This window comes from Bremerella alba, from assembly GCF_013618625.1.
In the GTDB taxonomy this organism is placed as follows: domain Bacteria; phylum Planctomycetota; class Planctomycetia; order Pirellulales; family Pirellulaceae; genus Bremerella; species Bremerella alba.
The window spans coordinates 1-17,199 of the sequence record NZ_JABRWO010000021.1 but is presented as its reverse complement, the minus strand read 5'-3'; the positions used below and the strand labels follow the sequence as shown (position 1 = coordinate 17,199).

Sequence of the window (17,199 nt, the reverse complement as noted above, 5' to 3'; positions counted from 1 at the left end):
AAGAAATGAGAATTTTGATAAGACATTACGCACAATTCACTCACTGTGCGTTTGGTTTGGGCAATATTGCGTGACAGGGTGGGCAACATTGCCCAGGAAAATCAGCTATCCTTTTGCACCCCCTGAGCACGAATGGGTTGAAACAAACGGCTTTCTCCTTCGGCTACGATCGCCATGGGCACCCAGCGTTCCTTTTGAAACTCTGAGGCAGGAATACCGAAGTAATCTTTTCCTTGACTAACCCGCTCGTAGTGAGCTGCAATCTCTTCGGGCGTGAGCGCGAAGTCGTAATAGGCAACTTCATCGATCACACCATGGTAGGGCTCAATTCCCTGGACATCGCCCGATCGGTGTAAATTGCCGATCCGTGCCGGAGCCGGACCTCCGCTGAGAATCAACATTCCTTTGGGATAGACATGTTCAAAACGCAGCCGGCCATCGATATAGATAGACTTTCGACCCGTGAAAAAGTCATACGTGGCCACGATATGATGCGGACGCCCATCGGTCATTTCCTCGACCGTAGGACGACCATTCTTACCATCGAGCGGCATGTCCAACTCGTCATAACCTTTATCGGCTAGGTTGAGCCCAAACGATAAACATGGGCCAGTGGGAATTTCAGGTACCGAATAGTCAAAGTCGTCGAGCTGAAAACTAAGCAGGATACGGCAGTCACCATCTTCCTTACGAAAGATCTCGTCGTAATCCTGCCACTCGCCAGACCATTTCGAAGTGCAGACCACTTCAATAGAAATACCGTGCGTTACCGCAAAGCGACCCGTGCCTACTTGGGGGCCAGTCCCGCCGAGCACCTGACCGTAGGAATGGTAGGAGTTGTCAAACGCGAGCGCCCCGTCTCCAATCAGACCCGATACATGTTTTGCCGAACTTCCCAGCTGAATTTCTTCGCCATGCACCAGGTCTCTCAATGGGGTGGGAGATTCAAAGTTCCAGTAATACCTGGGCAGTCGAACTTGGGTTTGGATTTCGACTTCTCCGGCCGAAGACTGCACTTCCGTTGCACCTTGATCGTCGATGTGCACGTGAAACTCGGCCCCCTTATCAACGACTCGGATGTGAGACGTTTGTACGGTGAATTGCGATGAGGGATTCGATTGCCGAGCACTGATGGCGCCTGCTAAGAGCACGCCCATATCGGGTGACTCCAAGCCAAATACCGTGGGGCCATGCAGCCGGACATCGGCTCCTCCTTTAAACGCAACCTCCGATTCGCCATCCGTTTGCCATATCGTGGAAGTCATCAGGGGGCGAATTTGTTCGGAGAGCTGTCCCGGTAAACCGAGGTTAGGGTCCTTCGACGTGGCAATCACGGCACGTGTTTGTTCACGATGATCGTAGTAGGACTGAGTCGCGAGAGGTAGCACCTGATCCAACGCGAGCTGGCTAGTGACGCCATAGACCAGCACGGCAAGGACGATCGATGCAGACAACGCCAATAGGGCACTGACCGCTTGATACGAAAAAGGTCGCTTTCTGGAGATCGACCTATCACGTGCGGCCGATGGTTGGGAAAGCATCTCCTTCGGTACTTCCGACTCGACTAGCATTTGCTCGGAAGTCAGGCTCAATTCGGCATGCAACAGCATGTATTTCAAATATGCCTGGCGTGCCTGGGGGTCTTTATCCAGCCACGCTTCCAGTTGTGCCCTCTGGTGCGGCGTCGCCACACCATCAAGCACATCGGCCGCTAGTTCGTACAGCGTCTCACGATCGAATTGTTGATCTTCCGATTCCATTGTTACGGAACTTGTCCTTCGGCCAGTTTTCTATCAATACACTGAAGCAAGGTTTTTCGAAGCACTTTGAGCGCTTTGTAAACCGTAAACACCGAACGATTCCAGTGCTGGGCAATCAGAGCCGCCTCAAAACGTTTACCGTAGAATTGCTCGACCAGGTCATGCTGACGCGCCGTTAATCCTTGCAAACAATCACGCAGGGCGGCCATGCGAGGTTCTCTTGCCAGGACTACCTCAATCGCTTCGTCACTAAGTCGCTCCATGAGAGCGTCGTTATAGATATGGCGATCGCTCTTGCGTTGACGCCAATGCTTCAAGACTTGGTTTTTGGCGATCCCTATCGCCCACGGAAAAAACTCTCGCTCGACGTCAAACCGAGCGTATTCTCTCCAAAGGACCAGGCTCGTTTCCTGGAAGATGTCATCGGCGTCACTACGAGACGGGACCAGTGCCAAAATATAGGCAAAGACACGATACTGATCTCGCAGAAAGTACCCCAGAAACTGTTCGTACCGTTCGCTTTCGTCAGGCGAGCATTCGTTGCGCTGATGCATATCAGAAGTGGTACACATAATTTGACCGACAGACGAACCAATACGACGAGGACATTGGATTGAGCATGCGTTTCCAGTCTTGGAAAACATGCAGATATTAGTTAATTGCGCCTCGGAATCCCGATTGATACCTTTTTCGTGAACTTTTTTCTGTCTTGCGGATTTGATCGCCCCTGCTTTCCAACGACCTTTTGGAAAATGAGCCTTTTCCATTGGTTTCCCAAACGCACACTGTGCCGGCAAAAAATCGCCCTGTGCCAAGGTAATTGCGGGGCGAAACCGAGTGCGATTCTCGGCAAGATATATTTTTTTCGGTATCAATCTCCGCAGGCATGCGTAATTACTTACAGAGCCCCACGACCAATCTTGTCACGAAATTCCATCAACGAACATTGAGGCGAGGGGCTTTTCGTTAGTCCTCATTCGAAGGCTCAAGACAAATTCACCTGCCACTGCCCCTCATGGATGCCAGTTTGATGCTACGTCTGACCTATTTTCCGATGAGCCTTTGTTTGTTCTGTCTTGTCAGTTCGTTGGAAGCACTCGCCGAAACCCCACCAATGCCGCGCGAAGTCGCGGCGATCTTTGAAAACAAGTGTGTCTCTTGTCACAGCGATGATAACCTCAAGGGCGGACTTTCCCTTCAACATGCTCAACAGGCATTGGAGGGCGGTGAAAGCGGCCCTGTCATCATTCAACACGAGCCGGACTCCAGCTATCTTCTGGAGCTGATTACCCCTGATCAACACGGCGCCGCCATGCCCAAGTCGGGAGACCCTCTTTCTCCGGCAGAAGTCCAGGCAGTACGTGATTGGATTCAAGCAGGAGCTCCCTGGCCGAAAAAGCAAACGCTTACGCCACCGCGATGGTGGTCGCTTAGCCCCCTTGTTGCGGTGCCATTGCCGAAGTTGGATCCATCCCAAGCTGCTTGGGTGCGTACACCGATCGACAACTTCGTTGCTCGAAAGCATGCCCAACTGGGCTTATCTCCTTCACCGGAAGCGGACCGTCGAACGCTTATTCGTCGAATTTACTTCGACTTGATCGGCCTGCCTCCGACGCCCGAGGAAATTGATTCGTTTGTATCCGATCCCGATCCGGATGCCTACCAGCGTTTGGTCGACTCGTTGCTCGCCTCACCGCACTACGGTGAACGCTGGGCGCGGCATTGGCTAGACCTTGTCCATTTCGGCGAAACCCATGGCTATGACAAAGACAAGCCACGGCCGAATGCTTGGCCTTATCGCGACTATGTCATACGGTCGTTGAACGAAGACAAGCCCTATTCCCGCTTTATCCAGGAACAAATTGCAGGCGATGTCCTGTTTCCCGGGACTGCCGACGGAATTGAGGGGTTGGGTTTTCTGGCAGCGGGACCATGGGACTTCATCGGCCATGTCGAAGTACCTGAATCGAAGACCGACGGCAAGATCGCACGCCACCTCGATCGGGACGATATGGTGCAGAATACCATGATGACGTTTAACAGTGTGACCGTCGGCTGCGCCCAGTGCCACGATCATAAATTCGACCCGATTTCCCAAGAAGACTATTACTCGCTTCAATCGGTATTCGCGGCAATCGACCGAACCGACAAAGCCTACTTCCGAGACCCTGACCTGAATCGAAAATGGGAAGAATTAACGTCTCAGAAAGAGACGTTTGCCAAGCAGCAAGCCGAGATCAAGTCGACGATTCAGAAACTGGGAGGCAGTGAGCTGGCTCGCCTCGATCAGAAAATCGCGGCTCATGAAAAGCCATCGGATGGCCACCCGCCTCAGTATGGGTACCATAGCGAAATCGCTTCGTCCCCCGACCAGTCTCAGTGGGTACAAATTGACCTGGAGAAATCGATCGCGATTTCGGAACTGGAATACATTGCCTGCTTCGATGATTACAACCGGATCGGTGCTGGGTTTGGTTTCCCTCCACGGTTCAAGATCGAGGTTTCCGACAACCCGCAGTTCGATCGCGACGTAACGATGCTGCTTGATCACACGGCAGCAAATGTTCCCAACCCATTGCTCCGTCCCCAATCGTTCAAAACTTCCAAAACCAGCGCCCGGTACGTTCGTTTTACGGCGATGCGGCTGGCGAGCCGGCTGAATGACTATATCTTCGCACTTGCCGAGTTACGCGTCTTTGATCAAGCCGGCAACAACGTCGCGCTGGGCAAGCCGGTTACCGCCTCGACAACGATTGAGTTGCCAGTACGCTGGGCCCTGAAAAACTTGGTGGATGATATCCATCCGAACGCCCCGGCCAGCGATTCGGTCGTCCAAGCCCTGCACGATCAAAGAAAAGTGATTCTCGAGAAGTCCGTCCCGGCAGAGATGCAACAACGGTACGATGCGGTTACCGACCAACTCGCGAGAGTCGACCAACAATTGGAAAGTCTGCCCGCCAGGGATCACATTTACGCCGGTTCGATACATCATGGTAGCGGCGCTTTCCGAGGCACCGGGCCCAGTGGTGGCGAGCCGCGTGAGATTCGATTGCTCTATCGTGGCAACGTAAGTACTCCAGGGCCGGTCGTATCTCCCAAATCGCTGGACTGTATCGAAGGGCTTTCCGCAGAACTCAACCTGGAGGATGATTCCTCCGAGGGACAGCGCCGCGCCGCATTGGCTCGTTGGCTAACCGACTCTCGAAATCCACTTACCTGGCGCTCGATTGTCAATCGCATTTGGCAGTATCACATGGGCCAGGCAATCGTCGCCACCCCCAACGACTTTGGACGAATGGGACAACTGCCCACGCATCCCGAACTGCTGGAATGGTTGGCGATGGAGTTTCGCGACGGCGGACAGTCGCTCAAGCAGATGCACCGCCTGATCGTGCTGAGTGCCACCTATCGTCAGTCATCCCACGACATCACACGATACGATCAAGTTGACAAAAACAATCGCTACTTCTGGCGGGCTCAGCGCCGTCACCTCGATTCGGAAGAGCTTCGCGACACGGTTCTCTCGGTAGCAGGCAAGCTCGATCTTAAAATGTGGGGGCCAAGCTTCCAGAATTTCGTCATCGAGAAACCGCAACACTCGCCTCACTACCAATATCACTTACACGACCCCGACGATCCTAAATCACATCGTCGCAGCATCTACCGGTTCCTGGTTCGGTCTCAAACCGACCCGTTCATGACCGTTTTCAACTGTGCCGATCCATCAATGCAAGTCGCGCAGCGAAACAATTCAATCACTCCGCTGCAAGCGCTCTCGATGATGAACAACAAACTGACCATTGTCATGGCACAGCACTTTGCCGAGCGGGTTGAAGAGGAACGTGATTCCCTCGACCAGCAGGTCGCGCGGGCGATGGAATTGGCATTAGGTAGATCGCCCCGTTCCGAAGAAATGGACGCGTTAACCACCTACGCCCAGCAACATGGCTTGGCGAATACCTGTCGTCTTATTCTCAATCTAAACGAATTTGTGCTCGTCGATTAACGCTTCGAAAAGGTCGAACACGTGTCTGCAACTTCTGCGTTTCCTCATGGATCGATTCCCCAAGAGCTTCCGACCCGTCGCCAGTTTCTATGGCAAAGTGGTGGAGGTCTGGGGGGCATCGCGCTGGCGAGTCTACTCCAGCAGGAGCAACTGCTGGGCAGCCAGCCCAATAGCCACATTATCCACCATCCTCCGAAAGCGAAACGTGTTGTTCAGCTATTCATGGCCGGCGCGGCTAGTCATGTCGATTTGTTCGATCACAAACCTGAGCTGGTAAAGCGTCACGGACAGCCTTCCGATTTCGGCGAGCCCGTCGAAGCATTCCAGAATGGTTTAGGCCCGTGGCTCAAGCCGGTCTGGAAGTTTCAGCCGTATGGTCAATGCGGCAAGATGCTAAGCGAAGTTGTCTCGGATCTTGCACCGGTTGTTGATGACATGGCTTTCATTCACAACGTGGTCGGCAAGTCTGGCGTGCATAGTCAGGCGACCTTGCTACAAACGACCGGTTTCGACCGACCAGGATTTCCGGCAATGGGATCTTGGGTCAGCTATGGGCTGGGAAGCGTTAATGACAACCTGCCGACGTTTGTAGTGCTGCCCGACCGACGTGGCCTCGCTTCCAACGGTACCAAAAACTGGGATTCGATGTTCCTGTCATCCCGGCATCAAGGGACCGTCGTCTATCCTTCTCGCGACGTTCCGATCACGGACCTCTTTCCCTCCCAGCATGGTGACTATGTCACCGAAAAGGGAGATCAAATGGGGCATCAAATCCTACGCCAGTTGAATCAGCAGCACGCTCAGCAGCGTGATGGTGGCCCCCAATTGGATGCTCGTATTCAGAGCTACGAGTTGGCCGCCAAGATGCAGTTAGCGGCTCCCGAAGCATTCGACACGACAGACGAGCCCAACCACATCCTGAAAATGTATGGCCTCGATTCGGTGCCAGCTGAATTTCCCTCAAAGATCAATCCCCAAGAAGAGACTGTCGAATTCGGCAAGAAGTGCCTGGTCGCCCGACGATTGCTGGAGAGAGGAGTCCGGTTCGTGCAAATTTGGTCAGGAAATGACAATGGCTTCCCTCGTCGAAACTGGGATTCTCACGAAAACATCGAACGTGATCATGGTCCGCTTGCTCAAGGGATGGCCCGCGGCTCGGCTGCGCTGATTCAAGATTTGAAACAGCGAGGCATGCTCGACGATACCATCATTCTTTGGACAACGGAATTCGGACGGATGCCTTCCTCGCAGGGCGGAACCGGCCGCGATCACAACCCCTACGTCTTCACCAACTGGCTCGCCGGTGGCGGCATCCGTGGCGGGACTACCTATGGGCCTTCCGATCAATGGGGATACAAGCCTCTCTTACGGGATCGAGCGACCCAAGGGTATGACATCCACGCTACGATCTTGCACCTGCTGGGGATCGATCACACTCGCCTGACGGTACGTCACAACGGCATCGACCGCCGGTTAACCGATGTCCATGGCCACGTGATTCGCGACATCATTGCTTAAACTCGGGAAACTTTGCCAACGTGCCAAGCTTTCGATGAGCTACTGACCCAGCGTCACTTGACGCGGGTCGCCATCGACCTGGGCGCTTTCGGCGTCGATCAACTGAACGACCGGGTTTTCGACGTCGAACGTCATTTCGCCAAGCTGTCCCCAAGAGGGCGGATTGTCGTTGTCGAACTGGGAAATCGTGCGCGGCCAGCCTGGGTATTGTTGGGCACCGACGGCCGTGATGTCGACGTTCCTCGGACAACACTCCATGGTGATTTCTCTTGATTTCTTATTCAAACGAACGATGCCAAATCCGGCAGCTCGCGTGTTGAGTAGCTTTCCGGCTGGCTTCTTCTCGGGATTGGCAGCGCCTGCCGCAGGGACAACTGAAATGGCAATGGTTAGTCATCGTCGCGACGGTCGTTGATGATTTCCCCTGTGGTTGGTTAGATGTGGAGTTCACGCGTGATGTTACCGCGAAGGGCTTCTACTTCTCAGTAACGACGCTCGAGGGAGATTGGCCTGCCCAATTGGATCGACATCTCTGGCCTCATTAGAAACCGCGCAAGATGATCTATTACAAATCAAAGTCAAAGGACCCTGTGGCATCAGGTCCAACTTGAATCGTAAGTTCCGAGTTCGAGTTGAACGTCTTCGGTATGTATTGCTCCAGTACAGGAACGTCGTTGCCATCCGAATCCTTCGTAAACTTACCAGGTATCGCGCGTACGCCCGTAATTTGTACCAGGTATTCTCCGGCCTCGGCTTCCAACGAATAGCTGCCGTTATGAAAGTTACCGGAGGTCATGTGCAATTCCTCGGATTTGGGCAGCAAGAGGACGCTTCCTTTTCCAACCGGCTCTCCCTGGAATGTGACAAAGCCGGAGACCGTGTAGGTGACCAGGCCTGAGTCGCTTCCGCAGCCTGAAACAAAACACCAAGCCGCAAACACGGCGAAGAAATACAAACTTTTCATCGTTCGACGACCTTCAAATACCTTGCGCACGCCCAATGGGGCGTACGAGAACGTGGGGAAATGGAAAACGGGGAAAGCCACTAGTATTCACCAAGTACCTCTCCTCCATTTCGAGATCCCAAGGCCTTGTAGGTCACCTGATTGACGGCATTGCTGACGAATCGGACGGAACCATCGACCAGCAGTATATTTGCTCCGGTCGGGTGCACGCTTCGCACCGCTAGTCCTCGACCACCAGTCCCCGTTATCGAGAGGCAAGGAGCATACGGGGCATCGACGCATCGCTGCGAATTGCCGAGCAAGACGTCACCGCGAAGCGAATTGGGAGGGAAGAGAGTCGTTACCAAAGCGTTGGTGTTTTCTGCGTTCCAGTAGCGGCCTCGACGATCTTCATTACGGGGCGAAAGAACGATCTCGCCAAAGGCAATGGTATTGGTCGTTCCATCGGTAACGGCGCTAAGCGGAACGGCAGAACGTGGATGGAACATCCCATTGTAGTTGTAATTGTTTGATCCTTACGATGATGACCAGGCATCCGTGTTGCCATAGCAACCGACATAATTTCCATGAAAACCATTATGGACAACCTTCGGATTACGCGGATCGCTCGGGCAGAGCATTCCGGAGATCACTTGGTTGATAATCGCGTTTCCAAAATGAAGTACTTGATCGTTTGTGGATTTTGAAGCTTCTCTTGGACTAAGTTCGATAGCGTCTGCTCTTCCAGATAAGGCAGCAAGCCAATGAGAAAGCATGACCTGCGAGATGGGCTAGACTGATAGCTTTCCTGCCCATGCGGCATGGTGCCAAACTTATCGTGATAGTTGTGCGTCGCGAGACCTATCTGTTTGAGATTGTTGGTGCATTGCATCCGCCGAGCCGCCTCGCGAGCCTGCTGCACTGCGGGCAATAGTAATGCAATTAAAATCCAATGATCGCGATGACTACAAGAAGTTCTACGAGGGTGAATGCACCAGCGCTAGGGCAATAAAACGTCTTTCTTTGGTGGGGAACAGTCATGTGCCGGCTCCTTGAATTTTACGAACGGATAGATGAGAAAATGAATGCTTGAGTGGAAAGGCAGTACTTGCCCATTGCAACTCTCCACGCGAAGTGCTATCAGTCCATGATGAGTTCGGAAAACCTTAACTTGGGTTCCCGGATTCTAAACTCAGGGGGCAATGCATTGACCTCCCAAGAGTTTGGGACGCTAGGAATCTCGGGCCGAAATCGGATGATTCTTCCGGGTCGGTGCCATTCTTGCAGAGGCTGCGAATACCACAGCCGAAATTGGATACCACTGCTTCCAGGCGGAGGATTCGCAATACGCTTCACATCCATGATGCGTCCGCATGAAAGAAATGGCTGCAACCAGGTTCGCAGTGTATTTTCAGAAGCGCACATTGCATACTGAGTCGATACTTTGAAGGTATCCGCCACCTTCTGGAGGCGTTCTTCTCCGATATTATCAAACAAAGTTACCGTGATGATTCCTTTGCCAATTTCGCCTTCAATCTCGTGATAGTTTTTGTCGGGTTGATAGAATTTGCCTGGTTCCTGGTATTCCACCGAGCCGATCCAGCCTGGCAACCAATAGTGGTGCAAATTACGACTGAACTGCGCACGTTGTCGGGCAGTGACGGCTTCGCGACTTGCTTCATCAATCCAGACTTTCCCCAGGTGAAAGCGTTTATTCTTCCAGTCACGACACCAAGCCAAATTGAACTGCACAATTTGACCGATCTTAAGATCTTCAAGGGTACCCAGGCCTCGGTCTTTCCAGACGATCGTGGAATCGTCCAGGCTAAAGTCTTGAGGGCCTTGCAGCCCTGTTTCTAGCGACTTGCCTACGGGGATCATCGTCACCATCGCGGGAACTGGTTCGTCCCACACGCCCCCATGCTTGGCAACCTTTTTGGTCGTAACTGTGGTGATTTTGGTAACTTCCCAGGCAACGCCCCGTCGCTGGTACCAACTGAAATCGTCTTCCAGCAATAAGCAATGAGTATAAGGAGAAACATACTGACCTCGTTCTCGTCGTCCATCGTAGGGCGGTATCGAGCGATCCCAGTCCGGCGCACGATAAAACAGTCCATGGACATGAGTTCCGATGGGGACATCACGCAGATCAGCTAATGCGCCCTGGTACCAGATTGAACCATACGGCAACATCGCAAAACGACTTGGGGCGGCTTTGTCATATCGGTTCTCGACGCCATCGCCATCGATCCGTAGTGCGGCCCGGCGATTGATGGGATCGACAAAGACGACCTCCCCCGACAAGTACATGCCGGTGCCGGGCGCGGGGAACTCGCCGAGTGGTGGCGTTACGTTGTCGAGTTCCTCGCCTTGTACCGAGGCCAGACCACATAGGCTTATCAAAAGCAGTAGTGTTATCTTCATTACTCGCTTGTATTCCATAATTGTTTAGCCGATAAGTTCGGAGACTTCGCCGCTGCTGTCGGCAAAGTTTTCAATCTCGAGTCCCATGCGTTGCCCCATCGTCAATAACAGGTTACTCATATGAGCGCTGCTGTTGACTGGGCGGTGGCATATCCGATATTGCGTGCCTGCTTCCGTAAGGTCGTAGCCGGAAAACTCTTTCTGGGCAGAGTTAAAGTCAAGATGCTGCCCGTGCCGAAGCCCCATCGACTTGCCACCGGCGAGAATCAGAGGGAGATTCGCATTTCCATGGCTGTGTCCGTAGGTCATGCCACTACCGTAGAGTAACATCGTGTTGTCCAGCAGCGTCCCGTCACCCTCCTGAGTCTCACTTAGCCGGGTGAGGAAGTAACTGAATTGCGCCAGGTTGAATGTGTCGCTGTTGGTTAGCTCTTCCATTTTTCGGGCATCACCGCCGTGATGTGAAAGTGCATGCCGGCCGTTTAGAATGCCAATTTCCGGAATTGCGAGTCCCTTGCCCTCGGCTCCCGTGCGGAAGCTGACAACGCGGGTCATGTCCGTTTGGAGGGCCAGCACAATCAGGTCATACATCGTCCGGAAATACTCGCCCACTTCTTCCTGAGAAGGATTACGATCGACGCGTTTGCGGGTCTGATCGTCGATTTCCGGCAAAGGCTTTTCAAGCCACGCATCGGCGCGGGTTACGCGTATCTCTAAGTCGCGAACTGAGCTGAGGTATTGATCGAGACGTCCTTTGTCTTCTTTCCCCAATGCACGTTCCAAGCGGTTCGCCTCGTTGGAGACGAGATCAAGAATACTGCCTTTTCGCTGAAGCGATCGGCGACGTTGTTCTGTTTTCCCTGCTTGGGATTGAAACAATCGTCGAAATACGTGGGAGGGATTGGGATTGGCTGGCAACTGAATACCGTCTGGATTGAAAGCCAGCGAGCCACCACCCGAATTTGCCAGTTCTAACGAGGCATGGCGAGTATGGACGCCAGTTTGTTGCGCCATCAATTGGTCGATGGAAATGGAATTGGACGAGACCTTTCCTCCCGTCAGCCAGACCTGATCGCAATTATGGGCCTGCCCCATGCCACGGGGATGATAAAGGCCACTGATCGGTGTAATGACGTTTCGATGTTTTTCCAACGACTTCATCGACCTGGAAAACCGATAGTCCTTACCCGATTGGGTAATCTGATAATCGAGCGTGTTAACGCCGTTGGGAAGATAAATGAAGACACTTCGTCGGGGGGCCGCACCAGAAGGGGAACCGAATGCCGATGAAAGTGGCTGCATGCATTCAAGAAAAGGCAACGCCAGAGAAACCCCCAGGCCACGCAAAAAATGGCGGCGATTTAACTTCCATTTTTGAGATTGTAACGGCATATTTTCACTTCCGGATTGAGTTATCGTTTTTGGAAAAGATCAGACAACACGAATGCCTCGATCATCGATTTCAAGCGATAGTCTGTCGCCTGAGATGTCTCTACCAGAGCTTGCAGGTCATCGGTGTCATTCACCGTCATGGTCCGACGTAGGGCAAACGTTGCAAGATGCTCGAACATTGCCTCCGAAAACCTGGGCATATCATTGGCCAACAAGGCCCGAAACTCGGCAGGGTTCTGGAAACGATCACCACTTGGCAATATCCCTGAAGCATCGACCTTCGGGTTATCGCCTTGGCCGGAATGAACGACTTCGTACGCGTACCAACGCCCAATCGCGTCGTAGTTGTCAAAGGCAAAGCCGAGAGGATCAATGTTTTTGTGACAAGCGGCGCAGTTTGCATTCTTCGAGTGGGCTTCCAATTGCATTCGCACGGTCGCCTTAGGAGATGACCCTGGGACGGGGACCAGCGGTTCTACATTGGCCGGTGGAGGTGGCGGGGTTTTGGCAAAGATGGCTTCCGATACAAAGACACCGCGATGTACGGGACGATGTCGTGTGCCATCGGAAGTAAGAGACAAGATAGCGGCCTGGCTCAGTAAACCACCTCGATGATCTTCGGGACGCAGCGACACGCGTTGCAGTCCGGACTTTTCGACCGGGGACAAGTTATAATGCTCAGCCAAACGCGAAGTGACCATGGTCCAGTCGGAATCGAGAAACTCTCGAATCGAGAGATCGTTCTCAAAGACTTCTCGGAAGAACCCTAGCGTCTCCATGCGCATGCTTTCTTCCAGCCAGTAATCGTATTCAGGATAGAGTCGATTGTCCGGAGGAAACATTCCCAAGCGATGTAGTTGTAGCCACTGCTCAGGAAACGCGGTCAGGAAACGTTCGATCTTCGGGTCAGAGAACATACGTTGTACCTGCCGTCGTAGCTCTTTTGGTTCATGTAAGTTCCCCTCGCGAGCTGCGGCAAACAAAGCTTCATCTGGCATCGATCCCCATAGAAAACAGGAAAGCCGGGAAGCGAGTTCCCAGTCATTAAGTTGGGACCGCTTTTTCTGGGCATCACCCTCGATCAGGTAAAGAAAGTTCTTGGACGTAAGCACCGAGGTGAGAGCGGCTTGATAGGCATTTGAAAGCGATTCCCCTGCGGACAGTTCGCTTTCGATGAGTGCGATGTAGGCATCCAGTTCGACATCCCTGACCGGCCGGCGCCAAGCCCGCTCCATGAATTGATGAAGCCGGATTGCCACTTGATCGATGTCCTCATTCTGATCCTCAGGAAACAATCCCTCACGGCTTTCCAACTCCGATTCATCCGTCAATGGGCCTTTCACTTCAACCCAATCGATAAGCAGCAAAGGATAAATCGCTTTCCCATCCTCATCGGTCAACTTATACGTGCGGGGACTCATGACCTGCGTTTGCTGGGAATCGATAAATATTTGCGGTGCGCTAGACTTGAAGGAAAGATTACTACCTGGAGCGACGTTGGCGAGGTTAATCTGATCGCGCTCATTGGCTGTAATTTCGAACTCGATGATTGTAGGCTCTTTTTCAGGAGCGACGACATCAACCTCATAGTGCGATTGCTTGGTTTTGCGATCTCGTACCGAGATATGGGGCGCCACACCATATCGACTGGGCATCGCGCTGAGCTGAACCCGAAAGCGGTACCTTCCAGCATCTCGTAGATTGCCGATCATCGTCCCCATACCTGGCAAAAGCGGATCTCGTACAGGGCCTACAATTCCCGCCTTATCTAACCATTCGGGGCGATTGGCGTTATTGTCTCGAAGTCGAGTTCCTGGTTTCGGCGGATGGGCTGCGAGTGAACTGGCACGACTTACGATGGTCTCGGCGGCATCGTAGTATCGTTCTAAATGAGATGGAGAGAGTGTCAGCTCTGAGCCGATACGACTGAATCCGTGCCATCGAGGGTCTTCATTAAAGACGCCGGCTCGTTCTGCTTCAAAACGAACGCCCAGTAAATCGTAGATCGTATTGGCATATTCTTCGTTGCTTAGGCGAAAGTGGGCAACCGGACCATGCATGGCCATCCGGGCCGCCTCTCCTTCGGCAAGACGTTTTGAGATCCATGCAACAATCGAACTTATTTCGTCCGTAGTTGGCTGTGGCTCACTTTCCGGAGGCATCTCGCCAGAGTTGATCCTTTCGCGAATCTCCGCCCAGTGCATGCTGTCAGTTGGGGACCCGAAATCTTGAGAAATCGCATCGATGCGGAAGTCTCCTTCTTGCGATTCCTCGTTATGACATCGGACGCAGTGTGTCCGAAGAAACGAGGGAAGCGATTCATCGTTTGCTTCCAAACGCACCGTGGTCAGCAGTAGCACGGCGGGAAGGATTGCCAGGGTAAATATCTTATTCATCAGCAGGTCGTTCAAAATGCTCAATCCAAGTAAATTGCTTTGCCCCAAGTGGCAGCATCGACAAAATTCCAATCCGTTTCCTCCGGGTTGGTGACATCAATAATTTGGCCTTGCCAGCGACGACCATGGGTGTCGCTCCAGTGGACCAACCACATGGCAGCCAACTCGTCACCGCTTTGTGGCGGATCGGTTTCGGCATTTAGCAGCGACCAAGGAATGGCGTACTCCAACGTATAGCCGCGGCCATCCTTGTCCTTGCGAAATGCGCCCCGGTACCCTGGCGGATTCACCTGGGTTCCGTGAAGGTCCATCCCATAGCGCAGGTGAATGCATGGTTTCTGAAGAGATTGGCTGTACCAAAGTACGACAAATGCCAGTTGTTCACTCCGGTCAGTGGGATGAATAATGCCGTGCCGACGGCTTGGGTTCATTGCCTCGACTGGCCAGCCTGCTTGTCGATCCGTGGAGAGGCGAAGTGCAACGGAACCACCTGCGCCGTGCTGATCTGCTGGGTCACTGGGGAGGATTTTACTTTTCATGGGATGAGGATCTCCCACGTGGGCACTAATGTAGAGGTTCTGATCGTCATACATCATGGCCGCCTCCAGGTAGTAATTCTCTGCATACGGTGGCTTTGCCGTTGAGTGGAACCGATATGACAGGTTCCAGTCGGATAAATCTGCGTCGATATCTAAGGGTTTATCTGCGCGGGCGATTCGAACCGATTGAATCTGGCTCTCGTTGTAAGGAAACAACCCAGGCCCAGCGGGATCATCGGGACCAGGCAATTCACGGACGAATCGTTCTGCCCAAAATTCGGTCTTCTGCGGAGTGCTTCCTAAGACGACCGCCTCACGTTCTCGTATGAGTTGAGGCGAGCCCAGGTCGTCTAATGTCTTGGATGTGACTTGCACTTCACCTTCGTAAACCTGCAACAATGAATCGCCTTCATCGTCTACCTCAACCCCGAATTCCGTCCCTAAATCGACTACCCGAGATTTCTGGGTTTCAAGGTGAAAATGATCGTTGGAACTACCTTCGGGAATGCGAATGACCGCTTGTCCCTGATGCAAGAAGGCTTCGTTCGCACTAAGCAATTCCAAGTCGACCGGAGCCTTTAGTACTGCGATGGCTCCGCCCGAGAAAGTTAGCTGAGCAAGCCCTTTCTCAAGGCGTAGACGCTGTGCGAACAGCGAAGGTCCTTGTGGCGCGAACCCTGGAGTCCAGTGAGTATCAATCGCTTGTGACACGGTCGCTAAGGCCACATTCCCTTGGATGCTCGGTGAGACATAGCCGGTCTGCCACAAACCCCAAACGGCGAAAACCAGAAACGCCAAGGCGGAAATGGTCGCCCACGAATGCCAACCGTACACCGGCGAACGAGAGATTGGTGTGCTCTGCTGACCCTTATGATTTTCGAGAGCCGGCCTATCCGATGTTGGCGACGTATTGGAATACTCCCACTGCAGCCGAGCATAGACACTTGCCACTTCCAGAAACGCTTTTTGGGCCTCTGGGTTATCAAGCAAGAGTTCATTCAAACGAGCAATTCCCTCTTCATCGAGATGGCCAATGTAGTAACGATCAGCCAAATCGGAAACTTCGTTGAGGGACCGAGAGTCGTTTTTCATCGGACTGCCTCCACGGCAATCGCCTGCTTGATACACGACTCAAGAGCGGTCCGAATGCGTTGTAGTCTCTTGTACATCGCCTCGACGCCCGTATTTCGCGAAATGGCAAAGTCTCGAATCGAATGATCGGACTGATAGAATCGTTGTATTAACTCGCGTTGCTTGACGGGCAATTTGTAGAGACATTCGGTCAATGCTGACTGACGCTTTTGAAAATGGCGATCTTCATTTTCGAGACGAATCGCCAACTGTTCGACGATGGCATGATCGATCATTTCTCGACAGCGCTCGACCGACCGGTAGTGATGTCGAATGTGATTTCGTGCTATGCCACACAGCCAGGCATAGAGGTCACCATCCGTTTTAAATCGTTGACGTTCTTGCCAGGCTGTAAGTAGAGACTTTTGAAACAAGTCTTCCGCATCGACTCGATTAGGGGTTAGGCTCGCAATGTAGCGATAAAGCCGGGTTTGCAAAGGCAGTAACGCCTCAACAAAATGATCGTCCGAGTTTGAAATCGCCGCTTTCTTCTCGGTCATATTTTCGTCCGTATGCAGGGCGCTCATGGGTGGGAAGCGTCGGTGGGTAACTATCTATTGCCCGATTCGTAGGCAAATTGGACATTACGAAGACACAAAATAATGATAATCACGAGAAATCTTCAACTTTTGTCTCGTGTGCCGGAAGATTTGCGCAGTGTCGCACTTTGCACTCGCCATTTCTTGGTTGTGTTTCATGCCACCGACCTCTTTCTTCCACCGCATCCAGGTCGCCTCACTGATTGAGAGGGGCTGACAAGCTTCGGCCAACGATTTGCTAGCCACCAAAATGGCTTCACCATCTTGCAGAGCCTTGATGGTCTGCTCGGGACCACGTCGTTTACGCATCTTGGTCATTCGGACGAAGACGCCCCGGCGTCGGGTCAGTTGTCGGACGCGTGCCTTGCGTCCTTCGGCGACTCGCATTAACGACTGCTGGGTGATGGATTTTATGACCGACGAACTGTTCAACGGGCGTCGAATCCGGCTGTTAACGATAGTCGATCACTTTACTCGTGAGAGTCTGGCGATCGAGGTCGAGCCACGGTTCCGCGGCCAAGACGTCGTGCTGGCCTTGGAGCGAATCGCGG

General features: G+C 52.9%; 14 protein-coding genes and 1 pseudogene. 2 read left to right on the top strand and 13 right to left on the bottom strand.

Going from position 1 to position 17,199, the window contains the following annotated elements; genetic code table 11:
- Window positions 1-101 precede the first annotated feature (101 nt).
- Both HOV93_RS24535 and HOV93_RS24530 read right to left on the bottom strand, forming a co-directional pair.
- A complete protein-coding gene (locus HOV93_RS24535; RefSeq protein WP_207399199.1) occupies window positions 102-1,760 on the bottom strand; it encodes a LamG-like jellyroll fold domain-containing protein in 1,659 nt (552 codons plus the stop codon).
- A gap of 2 nt (window positions 1,761-1,762) precedes the next feature.
- Entirely contained in the window at window positions 1,763-2,314 is a 552-nt protein-coding gene (locus tag HOV93_RS24530) for a sigma-70 family RNA polymerase sigma factor (protein WP_207399198.1), read from the bottom strand.
- 476 nt (window positions 2,315-2,790) lie between these two features.
- On the opposite strand from HOV93_RS24530, the gene HOV93_RS24525 reads away from it, so the two are divergent.
- Complete coding sequence (locus HOV93_RS24525; protein ID WP_235991003.1) at window positions 2,791-5,766, top strand: DUF1553 domain-containing protein; 2,976 nt, start codon at window positions 2,791-2,793, stop codon at window positions 5,764-5,766.
- A gap of 21 nt (window positions 5,767-5,787) precedes the next feature.
- Window positions 5,788-7,284, top strand: coding sequence for a DUF1501 domain-containing protein (locus HOV93_RS24520; protein ID WP_315853472.1), 1,497 nt, complete (start codon window positions 5,788-5,790; stop codon window positions 7,282-7,284).
- A gap of 39 nt (window positions 7,285-7,323) precedes the next feature.
- On the opposite strand, the gene HOV93_RS24515 is transcribed toward HOV93_RS24520, so the two are convergent.
- From HOV93_RS24515 to HOV93_RS24470, 11 genes and pseudogenes are all read right to left on the bottom strand, one after another.
- Window positions 7,324-7,542 carry a hypothetical protein gene (locus HOV93_RS24515; protein WP_235990994.1) on the bottom strand — a complete coding sequence of 73 codons (219 nt, stop codon included), beginning with the start codon at window positions 7,540-7,542 and terminating at the stop codon, window positions 7,324-7,326.
- Between the two features lie 307 nt (window positions 7,543-7,849).
- Window positions 7,850-8,248 (bottom strand): hypothetical protein, encoded by a 399-nt coding sequence (locus HOV93_RS24510; RefSeq protein ID WP_207399197.1) that lies wholly within the window; start codon window positions 8,246-8,248, stop codon window positions 7,850-7,852.
- 80 nt (window positions 8,249-8,328) lie between these two features.
- Window positions 8,329-8,742, bottom strand: a pseudogene (locus tag HOV93_RS24505) (DUF1559 family PulG-like putative transporter); the annotation flags it as partial.
- Window positions 8,743-8,876: 134 nt separating this feature from the next.
- Window positions 8,877-9,119: a DUF1559 family PulG-like putative transporter gene (locus tag HOV93_RS26065; RefSeq protein WP_235990992.1), complete on the bottom strand. Its 243-nt coding sequence runs from the start codon at window positions 9,117-9,119 to the stop codon at window positions 8,877-8,879.
- A 50-nt stretch (window positions 9,120-9,169) separates the two neighbouring features.
- Entirely contained in the window at window positions 9,170-9,268 is a 99-nt protein-coding gene (locus HOV93_RS26060; protein WP_235990991.1) for a type II secretion system protein, read from the bottom strand.
- Window positions 9,269-9,367: 99 nt separating this feature from the next.
- Window positions 9,368-10,651, bottom strand: coding sequence for a hypothetical protein (locus HOV93_RS24495; RefSeq protein ID WP_207399195.1), 1,284 nt, complete (start codon window positions 10,649-10,651; stop codon window positions 9,368-9,370).
- Window positions 10,652-10,675: 24 nt separating this feature from the next.
- Window positions 10,676-12,043 (bottom strand): DUF1552 domain-containing protein, encoded by a 1,368-nt coding sequence (locus tag HOV93_RS24490; RefSeq protein WP_207399194.1) that lies wholly within the window; start codon window positions 12,041-12,043, stop codon window positions 10,676-10,678.
- Window positions 12,044-12,063: 20 nt separating this feature from the next.
- Complete coding sequence (locus tag HOV93_RS24485) at window positions 12,064-14,439, bottom strand: DUF1592 domain-containing protein (RefSeq protein ID WP_207399193.1); 2,376 nt, start codon at window positions 14,437-14,439, stop codon at window positions 12,064-12,066.
- A 20-nt stretch (window positions 14,440-14,459) separates the two neighbouring features.
- Entirely contained in the window at window positions 14,460-16,070 is a 1,611-nt protein-coding gene (locus tag HOV93_RS24480; RefSeq protein ID WP_207399192.1) for a FecR domain-containing protein, read from the bottom strand.
- Window positions 16,067-16,636 (bottom strand): sigma-70 family RNA polymerase sigma factor, encoded by a 570-nt coding sequence (locus tag HOV93_RS24475; protein WP_207399191.1) that lies wholly within the window; start codon window positions 16,634-16,636, stop codon window positions 16,067-16,069. The genes HOV93_RS24480 and HOV93_RS24475 overlap by 4 nt, the downstream gene beginning before the upstream one ends.
- A 57-nt stretch (window positions 16,637-16,693) precedes the next feature.
- Entirely contained in the window at window positions 16,694-16,966 is a 273-nt protein-coding gene (locus HOV93_RS24470; protein ID WP_207399190.1) for a hypothetical protein, read from the bottom strand.
- Between the last annotated feature and the right edge of the window lie 233 nt (window positions 16,967-17,199).